General features: G+C 64.8%; 14 protein-coding genes. 9 read left to right on the top strand and 5 right to left on the bottom strand.

All coding sequences use genetic code 11. The features are described from left to right. Positions 1-31 precede the first annotated feature (31 nt). The gene (locus tag METLW4_RS0115185; protein ID WP_157235158.1) at positions 32-1,081 is read right to left on the bottom strand and encodes a hypothetical protein; all 1,050 of its coding nucleotides are present in this window, start codon (positions 1,079-1,081) and stop codon (positions 32-34) included. Positions 1,082-1,813: 732 nt separating this feature from the next. Here METLW4_RS0115185 and METLW4_RS0115180 point away from each other — a divergent pair. From METLW4_RS0115180 to METLW4_RS0115140, 9 genes are all read left to right on the top strand, one after another. Continuing rightward, positions 1,814-2,116 carry a hypothetical protein gene (locus METLW4_RS0115180; protein WP_018267080.1) on the top strand — a complete coding sequence of 101 codons (303 nt, stop codon included), beginning with the start codon at positions 1,814-1,816 and terminating at the stop codon, positions 2,114-2,116. A gap of 226 nt (positions 2,117-2,342) precedes the next feature. Continuing rightward, positions 2,343-5,585, top strand: a complete 3,243-nt coding sequence (locus METLW4_RS25000) for an isoleucine--tRNA ligase (protein WP_051079685.1) — start codon at positions 2,343-2,345, stop codon at positions 5,583-5,585. 136 nt (positions 5,586-5,721) lie between these two features. Beyond that, positions 5,722-6,537, top strand: a complete 816-nt coding sequence (gene blaOXA / locus METLW4_RS0115170) for a class D beta-lactamase (protein WP_157235435.1) — start codon at positions 5,722-5,724, stop codon at positions 6,535-6,537. Further along, positions 6,534-7,973 carry a lipopolysaccharide biosynthesis protein gene (locus METLW4_RS0115165; RefSeq protein WP_018267077.1) on the top strand — a complete coding sequence of 480 codons (1,440 nt, stop codon included), beginning with the start codon at positions 6,534-6,536 and terminating at the stop codon, positions 7,971-7,973. Before blaOXA ends, METLW4_RS0115165 begins: the two co-directional genes overlap by 4 nt. Before the next feature lie 68 nt (positions 7,974-8,041). Next, entirely contained in the window at positions 8,042-8,749 is a 708-nt protein-coding gene (locus METLW4_RS0115160; RefSeq protein WP_018267076.1) for a rhomboid family intramembrane serine protease, read from the top strand. Positions 8,750-8,760: 11 nt separating this feature from the next. Further along, positions 8,761-9,534, top strand: a complete 774-nt coding sequence (locus METLW4_RS27840; RefSeq protein ID WP_157235156.1) for a hypothetical protein — start codon at positions 8,761-8,763, stop codon at positions 9,532-9,534. Positions 9,535-9,804: 270 nt separating this feature from the next. Further along, the gene (locus tag METLW4_RS0115150) at positions 9,805-10,551 is read left to right on the top strand and encodes an electron transfer flavoprotein subunit beta/FixA family protein (RefSeq protein WP_018267074.1); all 747 of its coding nucleotides are present in this window, start codon (positions 9,805-9,807) and stop codon (positions 10,549-10,551) included. Next, a complete protein-coding gene (locus METLW4_RS0115145) occupies positions 10,552-11,496 on the top strand; it encodes an electron transfer flavoprotein subunit alpha/FixB family protein (protein ID WP_018267073.1) in 945 nt (314 codons plus the stop codon). A 204-nt stretch (positions 11,497-11,700) separates the two neighbouring features. Further along, positions 11,701-12,582, top strand: coding sequence for a 3-hydroxybutyryl-CoA dehydrogenase (locus METLW4_RS0115140; RefSeq protein ID WP_018267072.1), 882 nt, complete (start codon positions 11,701-11,703; stop codon positions 12,580-12,582). A 113-nt stretch (positions 12,583-12,695) separates the two neighbouring features. Here METLW4_RS0115140 and msrQ read toward each other — a convergent pair whose 3' ends face one another. From msrQ to METLW4_RS0115120, 4 genes are all read right to left on the bottom strand, one after another. After that, positions 12,696-13,301 (bottom strand): protein-methionine-sulfoxide reductase heme-binding subunit MsrQ, encoded by a 606-nt coding sequence (gene msrQ / locus METLW4_RS0115135; protein ID WP_018267071.1) that lies wholly within the window; start codon positions 13,299-13,301, stop codon positions 12,696-12,698. 1 nt (position 13,302) lies between these two features. After that, positions 13,303-14,238 carry a protein-methionine-sulfoxide reductase catalytic subunit MsrP gene (gene msrP / locus METLW4_RS0115130; RefSeq protein ID WP_018267070.1) on the bottom strand — a complete coding sequence of 312 codons (936 nt, stop codon included), beginning with the start codon at positions 14,236-14,238 and terminating at the stop codon, positions 13,303-13,305. Between the two features lie 101 nt (positions 14,239-14,339). Continuing rightward, positions 14,340-15,230, bottom strand: coding sequence for an RNA polymerase sigma factor RpoH (gene rpoH, locus METLW4_RS0115125; RefSeq protein WP_018267069.1), 891 nt, complete (start codon positions 15,228-15,230; stop codon positions 14,340-14,342). 251 nt (positions 15,231-15,481) lie between these two features. Next, positions 15,482-16,471 (bottom strand): zinc-dependent alcohol dehydrogenase family protein, encoded by a 990-nt coding sequence (locus tag METLW4_RS0115120; RefSeq protein WP_018267068.1) that lies wholly within the window; start codon positions 16,469-16,471, stop codon positions 15,482-15,484. Positions 16,472-16,517 lie beyond the last annotated feature (46 nt).

Raw genomic sequence — 16,517 nt, 5'->3', positions numbered from 1 at the left:
GCGAGGAGAGCCGACCGGCGGCGCGTCGGTTCTAAAGGACGACGTCGCCGAACTCGGATTTCCATCTCGTGTACAGGGGATGATTCTTCAGCACGTTCGGGAGCGATTGCTCGTATTTCCCGACTGTGTAGGGAATGCCGATGCGCTCGGCGGTCTCGAATATTTCATGGCAGGAATGCATGCCTCCGCCGACGAGATATCCGATGATCGCGAGCAGATATATCTGCGCGTCCTCGAGCTGATTATCGATTTCGGCAAAAAAGCTGGCGGCCAGCAGGAGCGTCGTTGTCGAGCCGGATAGACCTGCGCTGCAGAACAGGTTGTTTTCTTGCATTTTTTTAAAGAAGGGCGAAGACTCGGCGAAGGTTCCTTCGAATTTCTCGATGCCTCGCTTTCTCGGCTCTGTTTCGACAGGCAGAGTTCGTCCATCGAACCAGTCTCGCTCGATGCGTTCCCAGCATGCGCCGATCTCGCTGCTCGGCGACAAATGCTGCGCGCTCAGCAGCCCGGGGTAGGTATTCGCCGTTATGTTCTTATTTTCTTTTTCGGTTCTCGCGCGTTCGTATTTGGCCGTTGGGCTTTCACCGAAAATTTCGTCCGGGCGAAACAGCTTCTTTAGCCGCTGAAAGCGTCTCCAGCTGGCCGAAGCGTCGAACCAATGCTGTTGCGTCGCATCGAATGTCTGCGTCTCGATGGGGGATGTCGGGCGCTTTGTCGTGGTGAGCCAAGCCAGCACATTGACGTTGTTGCTCGTGTGGCTGAGGTCGCACGGCCCGAGCATCTGAAAAATGCGAATGAAATTATCGTGGACGTTCAGCATTTTGGGAATCGAGTTGCCATTCAGCGCGGAGAGCATCTGCTGCACGGCCATCGCCAGCTCGGGCGGAAACTCCACGCCGAGGCGCCCGAAGCTCGTCTCGCCATGCGTATATTGCCCGGTCCCGCGAACGGCGGACCACGAGTCTGGCGGGACGGCGTTATTCGCCACCTGCAGGGCGCTGACGCCCTGCGGCGCAGTATGATGATGGCCGATCTTCAGCGGTTTCGGTTGCAGATATTGAATTTGATTCTGGGCGTTCATCACCGGCTTGCGCGGCGCGACGAGCGCGCGCGTCGGCTGCTGAAAGGTCGTCCCAGGGGCGCCCGCGGTCAATTGTTCGCGACGTTTCAACCAATAGACCGTCATCTGCTTGGAGACGCGATAGAGCGTCGCCTGCACGAGCTGCGGATTGTGCAGCACGATCGCGGCGAGCGCCGTCTCCGCGAGCCGGCGACGGTCTCGATTCGACGCGGGCGTATAAGGGACCGTGCTCGCATGCTGCGGATCGAGACCGGCGACTTTGACGCCGTCCCAATAGATGACTTTTCCGCGGCACGACGCCACGGCGCCGTTATAGACGGCCCATGGCCTGTAGGGCTGGGCGGGGAGACCGCGCGCCTTGATCAGAATCCAAGGCTTCTGCCCGGCGTATTTGTCGATCGTCTCGACATATTCGCTTTCAAGATAGTGGGGCGAGCCGTCATGGGGAGGAATGTTCAGGCCCGTGAAATCCTGGTGCAACGGATTGGGACGAATCAATAGCTGAAAGTCTAGCCAATTATATTCATAGGTCGGGGTGACCCGGTCTCGGACGCCCGGCATGGTCGTTCTCCGCGTTTTTCAAAACGTTCGAGAGGGACGCTAGAGCAGGCGCGGTTCGGCGGCTGTGGCGAAAGCCACATGCCTCTCCCCGGCGGATTCGCGGCTGCGCTTCCTTGGCGCAGGCCGACCGAGCGCCTATATCGAGGACGCCCTAGACTGGAGAGGCGTCCCGTGTCGCAAAAGCACGATATCGACAGACCGGCCGAGATCGAGATCCTCCCGCCCGAGAGCGAGAGCCGTCCCCGCTTCCGCTCGCGCACGCGTATTTGGATCGGCGGGACCGACGGCGTGAAGGTCATCAAGGTCGGACCGGTGGGCGCAGCTCTGCTGACGCTCACCAGCGCGGTGATCCTCGCCATGGGGCTCATCTTCTTCGCCAGCGCTTTTATGGTGCTGCTGCCCATCGCGCTGATCGTCGGGGCGATCGCCTATCTCACCGGCGCCGGCGGCAATCCTTTCCGCCGCGGCCATTGAGGCCAGATTCCGGCTTTGCGGAGCGGGCCCGCGCTGGTAGATAGGGCCGATGGTCCTGCGCCGCAGCATACGAATTATTGGCCCGGCCCGCGCTCGAGCGTGACCAAGCTCGCGCGGCGACCGGGTTCTCGCGCCGTTCGTGGCGCCCTTCCGCTTGTTTTCCCTTCCCTTTCGCGCGCCGCCCCGGCTCGGGGCGCAGCCCGCGAGCGCAGCGGTTTCCGATAAGATGAACGAGAAGACCAGAGACAAGTCCCAAGGCGACAAGTCCCAAGAGGACAAAGGCCCCGATTTCTCCAAGAGCCTCTATCTGCCGCAGACGGATTTTCCGATGCGCGCCGGCCTGCCGCAGCGCGAGCCGGAAATCCTCGCGCGCTGGGAGAAGATCGGCCTCTACGCCAAGCTGCGCGAGAGAGCGAAGGGCCGGCCGAAATTCGTGCTGCACGACGGCCCGCCCTACGCCAATGGCAATATCCATATCGGCCATGCGCTGAACAAGATCCTCAAGGATCTCGTCACCCGCAGCCGGCAGATGAGCGGCAAGGACAGCAATTACGTCCCCGGCTGGGACTGCCACGGCCTGCCGATCGAGTGGAAGATCGAGGAGGAGAACTACCGCTCCAAGGGCAAGAAGAAGCCCGATTTCGCCGATCCCAAAGCGATCGTCGCCTTCCGTCAGGAGTGCCGCGCCTATGCCGCGCATTGGCTCTCCGTGCAGCGCGAGGAGTTCAAGCGGCTGGGCGTGACGGGCGACTGGGCCAATCCCTACGCCACGATGAATTTCCCCGCCGAGGCGCATATCGCCCGCGAGCTGATGAAATTCGCCGAGAACGGATTGCTCTATCGCGGCTCCAAGCCGGTGATGTGGAGCGTGGTCGAGAAGACGGCGCTCGCGGAAGCGGAGGTCGAGTACGAGGACCATGTCAGCGACACGGTGTTCGTGGCGTTTCCTTGCCAAATAGTAGTTAGAACTGGTCCCAGTGTTAGTTCCGCGGATGTTGCTTGGAATGAGCTGGGTAAACGCGTTCCGGTTGATGACCGACTTGTGTCGGCTTCGATCGTAATTTGGACGACCACGCCCTGGACCCTGCCCGGCAATCGCGCGATCTCCTATTCGCATAAGATCGCTTACGGCCTTTACCGTGTAACACAGGCGCCCGAAAACAATTGGGCTAAGGTCGGAGCAACATACGTTCTCGCTGACAAATTGGCCGCTGAGGTCTTTAAGGCAGCGAAGGTTGACGCGTTTGAAAGAATTGGAACAGTCGACCCTTCGACTCTCGCAGTCGGCGTTTGTTATCATCCACTCGCAGGGCACGAGTCCGGCGGTTATCAATTCCGTGTCCCTCTCCTCGATGGCGACCACGTCACCGACGATACGGGAACGGGCTTCGTCCACACGGCGCCCGGACATGGCCGCGAGGACTTCGACATATGGATGGCGAGCGGGCGCATGCTCGCCGAGCGCGGCATCGATGCGCGCATCCCCTATACGGTCGACGCCGACGGCTTCTACACCGATGAAGCGCCGGGCTTTCCGGGCAAGCGCGTGCTCACCGAAAAGGGCGACAAGGGCGACGCCAATGAGGCGGTGATTCAGGCGCTGGTCGCGGCGGGAAATCTCGTCGCGCGCGGGCGGCTGAAGCATCAATATCCGCACAGCTGGCGCTCGAAGAAGCCGGTCATCTTTCGCAACACGCCGCAATGGTTCATCGCGCTCGACAAGAAATTCGCGCAGTCGGACGCTGTCTCTCATTCGAGCCCTCATCCTGAGGAGGCGCGAAGCGCCGTCTCGAAGGACGAGGGCTCGCTCCGCGGCGCATCCTTCGAGACGCCGGCTGCGCCGGCTCCTCAGGATGAGGGATTGGGGTCGACGCCGGCTTCTCGATCTGAGGTGGTTGGCGGCAATGCGCCCACGCTTCGCGACATCGCGCTCGACGAAATCTCCCGCACGCAATGGGTTCCCGCGGCGGGCGAGAATCGCATTCGCGGCATGATCGCCAATCGTCCCGATTGGGTGGTCTCGCGTCAGCGCGCCTGGGGCGTGCCGATCGCCGTCTTCGTGAAGAAGGGCGGCCACGACATTCTCGTCGATGCACGCGTGAACGCTCGCATCGTGGAGGCCTTCGAGAAGGAGGGCGCCGACGCCTGGTACGAGGAGGGCGCGGCGAAGCGCTTCCTTTCGCCCGACTACGACCCCGCCGATTACGAGAAGATCGACGATGTTCTCGACGTGTGGTTCGACTCCGGCTCGACGCATTCCTTCACGCTGGAAGACCCGGTTCATTTCCCGGGCCTCGCGGGCATAAAGCGCAAGCGCGACGGCGGCGCCGATGAGGTGCTCTATCTCGAGGGCTCGGATCAGCATCGCGGCTGGTTCCATTCCTCGCTGCTGGAATCCTGCGGCACGCGCGGCCGCGCGCCCTATGACATCGTGCTGACGCATGGCTTCACGCTCGACGAGCACGGCCATAAAATGTCGAAGTCGAAAGGCAATGTGGTCGCGCCGCAAAAGGTCATCGCCGACGCCGGCGCCGATATTCTGCGTCTGTGGGTGGCGAGCGTCGATTACAGCGACGATCAGCGCATCGGGCCGGAAATCCTCAAAAGCGTCACCGATAATTACCGCAAGCTGCGCAACACCATCCGTTGGATGCTCGGCACGCTCGCGCATTATCGCGCGGAGGAGCGCGTCGCCCATGCCGATCTGCCGGAGCTCGAGCGCCTCGTGCTGCATCGTCTGTCGGAGCTCGGCGAGGAGGTCGCTGCGGCCTATGCGGAGTTCGATTACAAAAAGGTCGTCGCGCTGCTGACGCCTTTCCTCACCAGCGATCTCTCGGCCTTCTATTTCGACATTCGCAAGGACGCGCTCTATTGCGATCCTCCGTCCAGCGCAAAGCGCAAGGCGGCGCTGACCGTGGTGGAGGAGGTGTTCCGCGCGGTGACGACATGGCTCGCGCCCATCCTCGCCTTCACGGCGGAGGAGGCCTGGCTGTCGCGCTATCCCGATGCGGCCTCCGTGCATCTCGAGACTTTCGCCGATCTGCCGGCATCCTGGCGCGACGCGGCGCTGGCGGAAAAATGGGAGAAGCTGCGCGCCATCCGCTCCGTCGTCACTGGCGCGCTGGAGATAGAGCGCGCGCAAAAGCGCATCGGCTCCTCGCTGGAGGCGGCGCCGCTCGTCCATGTGACGGACGCCGATCTGCGCGCCGCGCTCACGGGCGTGGACTTCGCGGAAATCTGCATCGTGTCGGATATAGCGATCGACGCGAGCGAAGGCCCGGCCGAGGCCTTCCGCCTGCCCGAGGTCGCGGGCGTCGCCGTGGTTCCGCGGCGGGCTTCGGGCGTCAAATGCGCCCGCTCCTGGAAATATTTCGACCCCGCGACGGCGCAGGCCGACTATCCCGGCGTCACCCCCCGCGACGCGCAGGCGCTGCGGGAGCTGACGGCGGCGGGCAAATGGCCGGCGTAAGGGTTTCTTCGTCCCTGGCCGCTAGCCTCGATCCACATGCGCGCGCCTTCTCCCGCGCGGGGGAGAAGGCGCGCGCAAATCGGCTCGGCCGGGGAGAGACGAAGTGAGGGTTCCTGTCGCCTTCCTCGCCGAGAGGATCGCTGATTTGTCGGTCGGCCTCTTCCTGCTCGCTCGTCTTACGGCGCCGGCCTCCGCCGCTCCGATCTGCCGCCTCGTCGTCGAGGCGGAATCCGGCGCTACGCTCGTGCGGGAAGGCGCCGGATGCGAGCGGCGCAACAGCCCGGCCTCGACTTTCAAGATACCGCTCGCGCTCATCGGTTATGAGGCCGGCCTGCTCATCGACGCGCATTCGCCTGCTTTGCCTTACAAAGAAAAATATGCAGCTTGGCGCGAGAGCTGGAAAACGACGATCGACCCGACGAGCTGGCTGAGCGAATCCGTCGTCTGGTATTCGCAGGAGCTCGCCGAGCGGCTCGGAGCCGCACGTTTCAGCGAGGCCGTCGACCGGCTCGGCTATGGCAATCGCGATGTCTCCGGCGATCCTGGCCGCGACAACGGCCTCACCCATGCGTGGCTCAGCTCGTCTCTGGCGATCTCGCCCGATGAGCAGGTCGCTTTTCTGCACAGGCTGCTCGACTATCGCCTTCCGTTCTCGAAACGCGCGATCGACCAGACGGTCGCGATCATTCCGAGCTTTCCGCTCGCCGACGGCTGGCTCGCGCGCGGCAAGACCGGAGCCGGAACGCCGACGGGTCCACACGGCCTGCGCGCCGATCGCCAATTCGGCTGGTTCATCGGGTGGGCGGAGAAAGCCGGCCGCAAAATCCTCTTTGCCGAGCTCATCGACGAGGCGGCGAAAAGCGAAGAGCCGGCCGGGTTTCGCGCGCGGGCCGACATGCTCGATTTCTTGCCGCGACTCGTGGCGACGCGATCCTTCGGAGCGACGAAGTGAAGGTTCTCGCCGCCTTCCTCGCCAACACCGTCGCAAACTTCCTCATCGGCCTGCTGGTGGCGAAATTCCTCGGGCCGGAGGAATATGGCCGTTTCGCGCTGGCTTTCGCGATCGGCGTCGTCATTCAGACTGGCGCTTTCGATTGGATGCGCCTCTCGGCGACGCGCTTTTATTCGACTCGCGTGCGCGAGGCGGAGCCCGCCATTCGCTCGACGCTCGATTTCGCCTATCTCGCGACCACGGCGGCGGTCATTGTCGTCGGCGGGCTGTTTCTGCTCGTCGCGCCGCCCTTCGCGCTCGGCGATACGCTCATCGCGCTCGCTCTGGCGACGGCGGCAATCAATGGGCTGTTCGACTATTCCACGGCGCTGCTGCGCGCGCGCTTCGAGGACAAGAGCTATAGCCGCGTCGTTCTCGCCAAGAATATTCTGGCGCTCGCCCTCACCGGCGGCGGCGCCTTCCTCTTTCATTCGGCCGGAATGGCCATCGCCGGCAGCCTCGCCAGCCTGCTCGGCGCTGTCTTCACCGCGCGCGTCTCGCTGAAGGACCCCGGCGCTACGCCGCGCGGCGCGCGCATGGCGACGGCGCGCACGCTCGTCGCCTATAGCGCGCCTATCGTCGCGGCGAACATGCTCTATCAATCCGTGCCGCTGGCGGCGCGGGCGCTCGTCACCGCCTATTACGGCTTCGCCGAGACCGGGCAATTCTCGCTCGCCTATGATCTCGGCATTCGCGCCATTTTCGCCATGGGCTCGGCGCTGGACGTGCTGCTGTTTCAGATCGCCGTCGCCGCCCATGAGCGGCACGGGGCGGAGAAGGGCAAGGAGCAGATCGCCCGCAATATGACGATCGTCGCGGCCTTTCTGCTGCCCGCCTGCGCCGGCATATGGCTCACAATGCCCTCGATCGAGGCGCTGATCGTGCCGCCGCAATTTCGCGGGCCCTTCGGCCATTATCTCGATCTTCTGCTGCCCGGCCTCTTCGCCATGGGGCTGATTCAATTCGCGATCAATCCCGTATTCCAGATCGAGAAGAAGACGGCGCCGCTCATCGGCGCGGCCTCGGTCGCGGTGGTCGCGGGCCTCTGCTTCGCCTTTGTCATCCCGCGCGGCGCGGACGCCTCCAGCCTCGCGCTCGCCCAATGCCTCGCCTATGTGGCGGCGCTGGCGGCGCTGGTGCTGTTCGCGGCGCGCACCTCGCCGCAATGGCCGCGCGTACGCGACATGCTGGGCGCGCTGGCGGCGACGGGGGCGATGATTGCGGCGCTGCATCCGCTCGCCGGCCTCGAGCCCGGCATTTTCACCCTGCTGATGCAGGTCGGGGTCGGCGGCTTTGTCTATTGCGGCGCCGTGCTGGCCCTCGACATAGCCGGGCTGCGCGGCCTCGCGTTCTCCCGCGTCGGCCCCATATTGGCCAGAGCTCGGGCCGCGCTATAAATTGGCGCGAGGCCGGGCGCGCATCGCCCGGTACGAGAAGGCGGCGCAGCCGGGGGAGAAGCGACGAGATGGTGCTGCCGCTACATGACGACGCGCCGCTGCATTATGTGCGGCGGCCTTATGTCAATTGGACGCTGATGGCGATCAACATCTTCGTCTTCGTCGCCGTGTTCAGCGAATCCTTCGGCGATCCGCTCACTGTGGTGCGGGGCTTCGGCCTCATACCGGCGGTGCTGTTCGGCCGCGCCGAGCTCGCCCACTGGATCGTCACGCCCGGCCCCGAATGGACGCTGCTGACCAGCCTCTTCTTCCATTCCGGGCTCGGCCATCTCGCGGGAAACATGATCTTTCTCTATGTCTTCGGCGATAATGTCGAGGACGCCATGGGGTCCGCCGGCTATCTCGTCTTCTATCTGCTCTGCGGCGTCTCGGCCGCCATGCTGTTCGCAGTGGGCGCGCCGCTCACCATCACGCCGCTGGTCGGCGCTTCCGGGGCGATCTCGGGCGTCTGCGCCGCTTTCATCCTGCTCTATCCGCGCTCGACCATTTTCGGCCTCGTCGCCGGGATCATCCCCATCCATGCGCCCGCCTCGCTCTTCGTCGGCACATGGATTCTCTTTCAGCTGTTCAACGCCTTCACCGACGATCAGGGCCAGGTCGGCTGGTGGGCGCATATCGGCGGCATATTGGCCGGGCTCATTCTGACGCCGCTGTTCAAGCGGCGCGACGTGCAATGGTTCGGCCCACGGCCTTTCCACCACGGCCCCTGGGGCTGAGCCGATCGGCGATGATGACCCGGCCGACCGTCCTGCTGCTGACCGCGACCGTCGATCCGGGCGCTTACGCCGCCGAGATCGCGCGGCGCGACCTCGAGGTGAGAAAAAGCGACTATCGGAACGCGTTGCGATTTTTCATGCGGCTGCCGGACGCGCGCATTTCGGGCGTCGTGCTCTGCGAGAATTCCGGCGCCGATCTCGCTTTTCTGGACGCGGACGCGCTTCGCCGCGAGACCGGGCGGCCGCTCGAGGTCATCGGCTTCGATGGCAATCGCCGGCCGGAGGGCCTCCATTACGGCTATTCGGAGCTCGGAATCGTCGATCACGCCTGCCGGCATAGCCGCTTGCTCGCGCAGAGCGAGCGCTTCTTCAAAGTGACCGGCAGGCTGACCTTCGAGCGGCTCTCCGATCTGATGGACCATCTGCCGGAGGATCGCCGCTTCGCCGCCGATTTCCGCCGCGCCTATTCGAGAGAAGGCGGCGCGCCTTTGCGGGCGCGCACCGAATTGATGCTCTTCGCCAAGGATTTCTACCTCGAGCATTTCTTCGAGCGGCGCGACGAGATGATCGCGCCGCCTCTGGTGCTGGAGGAATTCGTCGCGCGCGTGATCGCGCCGCTGCGCGGCCGGCGGGGAGAGGAGGGCCTGACGCTGCGCTGGCCGATCGAATGCCCGGCCTCCGGCCACGCCGCGCGGGACGATTCCGCCTATGACTCCGCGCCCATTCGCGCCAAGCGCCGCCTGCGCGCTCTGGCCCGCGTCGCCGCCCCTTGGCTGTGGATTTGAGCCATGATTTTCGCAAGGCCGCCTCTGCGGCCGCGCTTCGCGCCGGCCGATCGCCCGCGGCGCCGGAGGTTTCGGCCGGCGCGGGTTTGACAGGGCGGCGAGCCGAGGCTACCAGAACGTCTTCCGAGCTTTCCGCGCGCGCCTCGCGCCGCGCGGCGCTAATTCGTTCTCGACGCGGCGCTCGAAAAAGCCGATCGGGGCCTTTCGGCCACAGAGCGCGATTTTTTCGAAACAATCGAGACGAAGGTCAATCTCGCCGGGAGTTGCGCGATGAAGGTTCTCGTGCCCGTCAAACGGGTCGTCGACTACAATGTGAAGATCAGGGTGAAGCCGGACGGTTCGGGCGTCGACGTCGCCAATGTGAAATTTTCGATGAATCCTTTCGACGAGATCGCCGTCGAGGAGGCCATTCGCCTGAAGGAGGCCGGCAAGGCGACGGAAGTCGTGCTCGTCACCATCGGCCCGGCCAAGGCGGACGAGACTCTGCGCGCCGGATTGGCCATCGGCGCCGACCGCGGCATTCACGTCAAGACCGACGAGCTGGTGGAGCCGCTGGCGGTCGCCAAGATTCTCGCCAAGATCGTCGCCGATGAGGCTCCCGGCCTCGTCATTCTCGGCAAGCAGGCGATCGACGACGACAGCAATCAGACCGGCCAGATGCTCGCCGCTCTGCTCGGCTGGGGCCAGGGCACCTTCGCCTCCAAGGTGGAGATCGCCGAGGGCTCCGTCGATGTGACGCGCGAGGTCGACGGCGGCCTGCAGACGGTGACGCTGAAGCTGCCGGCCGTGGTGACGACGGATCTGCGCCTCAACGAGCCGCGCTACGCCAGCCTGCCGAACATCATCAAGGCGAAAAAGAAAGAGGTCGCGGCCAAGACCCCGGCCGATTACGGCGTCGACATCACGCCGCGCCTCGAGGTGCTGAAGACGGCCGAGCCGCCGGCCCGCAAGGCCGGCATAAAGGTCGGCTCCGTCCCCGAATTGCTGGAAAAGCTCAAGACTGCGGGAGTTCTGTAAATGACGGCGCTCATCGTCGCGGAAGTCACAGAGTCCGCGCTCGCCCCCTCCACCGCCAAGGCGCTGACGGCGGCGCTGCAGATCGGCGGCGGCGTTCATATTCTCGTCGCGGGCGAGAATGTCGGTCCGGCGGCCGAGGCCGCGGCCAAGCTCTCGGGCGTCGAGAAAGTGCTCGTCGCCGACAGCGCGGCCTATGGCCATCACCTGGCGGAGCCGCTGGCGGCGCTGATCGTCGGCCTCGCCGGCGGTTATGACGCCATTCTCGCGCCCTCCACCTCCAGCTCGAAGAATGTGCTGCCGCGCGTCGCCGCTCTGCTCGACGTGGCGCAGCTGTCGGACATCATCAAGGTCGTCTCCGCCGACACGTTCGAGCGGCCGATCTACGCCGGCAACGCCATTCAGACCGTGCGCTCCAAGGACGCCAAAAAGGTCATCACCGTGCGCACCGCCTCCTTCACGGCGACGGGCGAGGGCGGCTCCGCTTCGATCGAGGCGATCGGCGCGGGCTCCGATCCGGCCGTGTCGAGCTTCAAGAGCGAGGCGCTGGCCAAGTCGGAGCGGCCGGAGCTGACGGCGGCCAAGATCATCGTCTCGGGTGGCCGCGGCCTGGCGAGCTCGGAGAATTTCAAGGAATATATCGAGCCCGTGGCGACGCGTCTCGGCGCGGCCATCGGCGCCTCGCGCGCGGCCGTCGACGCCGGCTACGCCCCCAATGATCTGCAGGTCGGCCAGACCGGCAAGGTGGTGGCGCCGGACCTCTATGTCGCCGTCGGCATTTCGGGCGCGATCCAGCATCTCGCCGGCATGAAGGACTCCAAGGTCATCGTCGCGATCAACAAGGACGAGGAGGCGCCGATCTTCCAGGTGGCCGACTATGGCCTCGTCGCGGATCTCTTCCCGACCTTGAAGGAGCTCGACGCCGAGCTGGCCAAGGCCGGCCGCTGAGGCGTGGCTCGGCTTTCTCGCTCTCTCCCGAGGGAGCCACAAAGTCGTCTCATGGCCGGGCTCGTCCCGGCCATTCACGCCTGAGCGCTGCCGATTGTTGCAGAATTGCGCGTGCTGCGGTGCAAAACGCCGGTTTTCACAAAGGCCGAACGCGCGCTATACTGAATTGGAAGCGCTCCGCTTCTCGCTGGTGGTGTTCGAAAGATGGGCTCTGAAATTCGCAAGATCGGCATTGTCGGCGCCGGGCAGATGGGCAAGGGCATTGCCCAGGTCTGCGCGGTCGCGGGTTTCGATGTGGCGCTCAACGACCTCTCCGAGAGCCGCATCGACGCCGGCCTGGACGATATAGCGACGCATCTCGCCAAGGCGGTGGAGCGCGGCCAGATCGACGAGGAGGCCCGCAAGGCCGCCGTCGCCCGCATCCATCCGGCCAAGGATTACGCCGCTTTTTCGGACAGCGACCTCGTGATCGAGGCCGCCACCGAGAATGAGGAGGTCAAGCGCGGCATCCTCACCGAGCTCGGCCCCAAGTTGCGGCCGGGCGCCTTCATCGGCACCAACACCTCCTCCATCTCCATCACCCGCCTCGCCGCGGTGACGGGGCGGCCGGAGCAGTTCATCGGCATTCATTTCATGAATCCGGTGCCGAAGATGCAGCTCGTCGAGGTGATTCGCGGCATCGCCACCGAGGACAAGACCTTCGAGGCGGCCAAGCAGTTCATCGGCGAGCTCGGCAAGACGGTGACGGTGTCGGAGGATTTTCCGGCCTTCATCGTCAATCGCATCCTGCTGCCGATGATAAACGAGGCGATCTACACGCTCTATGAGGGCGTCGGCTCGGTGGAGGCGATCGACACGGCGATGAAGCTCGGCGCCAATCATCCGATGGGTCCGCTGCAGCTCGCCGATTTCATCGGCCTCGACGTCTGCCTCTCGGTGATGCAGGTGCTGCACGAGGGGCTGGCCGACTCCAAATATCGGCCCTGTCCGCTGCTGGTGAAATATGTCGAGGCCGGTTGGCTCGGCCGCAAGACGCAGCGCGGCTTCTACGATTACCGCAGCGGCACGCCGGTCCCGACGCGCTGACGTTTCGCCCACGGCTCTGGATTGCTTCGTCGCTGCGCTCCTCGCAATGACGGCGCCCCGTCATTGCGAGCCGGAGGCGAAGCAATCCAGAGCCGCGAGGCGCTGCCTCTCGATCAAGCCGCCAAAGCCGTTCGCGCGCGGCGCAGCACGGCGGGAAACGCCCGCACGGCCAGCAGGACGGCGGTCGCGGCCGCGTAGAGCAGAGGCTCCGCCGGCCAGGATTTCACGATCAGCAGAAAATGCGCCGCCGCCAATATTGCGGCGACATAGACGAGACGATGCAGCCGCACCCACGCCTTGCCGCCGAGCCGGCGGATCGCGGCGTTATTGGAGGTCGCGGCCAGAGGGACGAGGATGACGAAAGCCGCCATGCCGATCGTCACATAAGGCCGTTTCAAAATATCGTGGCCGATGGCGGTCCAGTCGAAGCCGTGATCCAGCGCGACATAGGCGGAAAGATGCAGCGCCGCATAATAGAAGGCGAGCAGCCCCAGGGCCCGGCGATAGCGCAAGAGATCGACGCCCGCCGCGCGGCGCAGCGGCGAGATCAGCAGGCACAGCAGCAGAAAGCGCAGCGACCACAGCCCGAGCGCTTGCTCCAGCGTCTTGATCGGCTCCGGCCCCAGCCGGTCCTCGAGGCCGAGATAAAAGGTCCAGGCCGCCGGAATGAGGCCCGCGACATAGACGGCGAGCTTCGGAATGCGGAGAGCGGCGCGCATGTCAGAAATACCGCTCGAGGTCCATGCCGCCATAGAGCGAGGCGACCTGATCGGCATAGCCATTATACATCAGCGTCGGCCGCCTTTTGGCGAAGAGCCCGCCCTCGCCGATGCGCCGCTCCGTCGCCTGGCTCCAGCGCGGATGATCGACGTTCGGATTGACGTTGGAATAGAAGCCGTATTCGCGCGGATTCTGAATGTTCCAGGACGTCTTCGGCTGCGTCTCGGTGAGCGAGATGCGCACGATGGATTTGACGCCCTTGAAGCCATATTTCCACGGAACCACGAGCCGCAGCGGCGCGCCATTCTGATTGGGCAGCGTCTCGCCATAGAGGCCGGTGGCGAGAATTGTGAGCGGATGGAGCGCCTCGTCGAGCCGCAGCCCCTCGACATAGGGCCAGGGCAGAAGCTGCAGCAGACCCTTCTGGCCGGGCATCTCCTCCGGCCGCACCAGAGTCTCGAAGGCGACATATTTGGCGGAGCCCAGAGGCTCGGCGCGCTTCAGAATTTCGGAGAGCTGCACGCCGATCCAGGGAATGACCATGGACCAGCCTTCGACGCAGCGCATGCGATAGACGCGCTCCTCGAGAGCGGACGGCTTTATGAGATCCTCGAGCTGATAATCCGCCGGCTTGGCGACGAGCCCGTCGATCCGCACCTTCCATGGCTTGGTGGTGAGCGTATGGGCGTTGTCGGCCGGATCGCTCTTGCGGCCGCCGAACTCGTAGAAATTATTATAGGCCAGCACATCGACCTTCGGCGTCTTGGGCTCGTCGGTCGAGAACGGGCTGCGCATGGCGGCGAGCGGCGTCGCCTGAGCCGCGCCCGCGAAGGCGAGGCCCGCGCCGAGGCCGGCGAGAAACTCGCGCCGCCGCAGATAGAGGGAGCGCGGCGTGATTTCGGATGGGGCGATATCGGGCGAATGACGAATCAGCATTTGCGCCTCGGGCAAAAAGAAAGAGCGGCCGGCCCTGATGGGTCCGCCGCTCCTATTTCGTCAGCCGGCGCGAGAGCGTTACGCCGCTCTCGGCCGAAGCGTCAGAGCGAGGCCGCGGGCAGCGCCTCGAGCCGCGCAATTCCGGCGCGCACCGCGGACTGCACCTTCTCGAAGGCGCGCACCTCGATCTGCCGCACGCGCTCGCGGGAGACGCCGAACTCCTCGGACAAATCCTCGAGCGTCACCGGATCGTCGGAGAGGCGGCGCGCCTCGAAGATGCGGCGCTCGCGCGGGTTGAGCACGGTCAGCGCGCCGCGCAGCGCGTCCAGCCGATTGTCGCTCTCCTCCTGATGCATGAGCACATGCTCCTGATCGGTGGAGGAATCGTCGACCAGCCAGTCCTGCCACTCGCCTTCGCCCTCCTCGCGCAACGGCGCGTTCAGCGAGGCGTCGCCGGCCATGCGGCGGTTCATCTCGATGACGTCCTGCTGCGAGACGCCGAGGCGGGTGGCGATCGTCGCGACATGCTCGGCTGTGAGATCGCCCTCCTCGAAGGCCGAAATCTTGCTCTTGGCCTTGCGGAGATTGAAGAACAGCTTCTTCTGGCTCGCGGTGGTGCCCATTTTCACGAGCGACCAGGAGCGCAGGATATATTCCTGGATCGAGGCGCGGATCCACCACATGGCGTAGGTCGCCAGCCGAAAGCCGCGGTCCGGCTCGAAGCGCTTGACGGCCTGCATCAGGCCGACATTGCCCTCGGACACGATCTCGCCGATCGGCAGGCCATAGCCGCGATAGCCCATGGCGATCTTGGCGACGAGCCGAAGGTGGGAGGTGACGAGCTTTTGCGCGGCCTGTGGGTCCTCGTGCTCGCGCCAGCGCTTTGCGAGCATATATTCTTCCTGCGGCTCCAGCATGGGGAACCGGCGGATCTCGGCGAGGTACCGCGCGAGGCCGCTTTCACCGGAGACGATGGGCAGGGCGTTCGCCATTTTCACCTCCTGACGGGCCCCCGATATGCGGCGAGCCCGTAATGCGCGACCGCAAGCGCCGGCCGCAACGCCTCAATATAGACCGATCCGAGCATGGCCGAAAGATGGCTCTTCGCTAAGCGCCAAATGGCCGCCGGGTTAAATTTCTGTAATATGCGTAGGGGCTTCGGCGCGCGCGTGACGATTATGAGACCTCGTCTCCACTACTTAGCGCGATGCGGCGCTACGTCACGCGCAGCGCCCTCGCCGGCTCAGACCGTCACGACGACCTTGCCGATCTGCTCGTTCGACTCGAGAAAGCGATGCGCCTCGACGATCCGCTCCAGCGGAAAGCTGCGCGCGATGATGGGCCTGAGGCTCCCCGTCGCCAATCCGTCCAGAATGAAGCGCACGCCGCGCTCGCGCTTTTGCCGATCGAGCGTCACTGAGAATAGCGTGTAGCCGCGTAGCGTGAGCTGCTTGCGAATGGCGGCGAACAAGGGAAAAGGCGTCGGCTCGCTGGAAAGCGCGCCATAGAGAAAAATGGTTCCGCCGATAGCCGCCGCTTCGGCGAGCGCTTCGACGCCCGCCCCGCCGATCGGATCGAAGACGAGACGCGCGCCTTTGCCTTCGGTAATGCGCTGCGTCTTTTCGACGAGGTCTTCGCTCTCGGTCACGACGACATGGCTCGCGCCCGCTTTCAGCAAAGCCTCACGCTTGGCGTTTTTGCGCGTGACGGCGATCGGCGTCGCGCCGGCGGCTCTGGCGATCTGTATGGCGGCGAGGCCGACGCTGCTCGACGCCGCGGTGACGATCACCCGATCGCCGGCGGAGACGCCGCCGATCTCGACCAGCGCGCCATAGGCGGTGACATATTGCATCCAGATCGCCGCCGCCTCGCTCCAGGACAGCGATTTCGGGTGCTTCACAACCGCATGAGCGGGAACGATGGCGGCGTCGCCATAGACGCCATATTCGGTCATGGAGAAAGCCGGCATGGTGCTCACGGCGTCGCCGACGGAAAAGCCCGTCACGCCTTCGCCCATCGCCTCTATCTCGCCCGAGGCCTCATAGCCGAGCAGGGAGGGCAGGCGCGCCGCCTCGATATAGGCGCCGGAGCGGAACATGGATTCGGCGCGATTGAGGCCGATCGCGCGGACGCGCAGCCTGATCTCGCCGGGCTTCGGCGCGCCGATCTCCATCTCGTCGATCTGGAGAACTTCCGGGCCGCCGAGACGATGAAAGCGAATGATGCGCGACATTTGCGGGCTCCTCCGTCGATTGCCGTGGCGACGATAGCGATTCGTC

This window comes from Methylosinus sp. LW4 (assembly GCF_000379125.1).
In the GTDB taxonomy this organism is placed as follows: domain Bacteria; phylum Pseudomonadota; class Alphaproteobacteria; order Rhizobiales; family Beijerinckiaceae; genus Methylosinus.
Note: the sequence above shows the minus strand (reverse complement) of the source record. Positions and strands in the feature narration are given on the sequence as shown.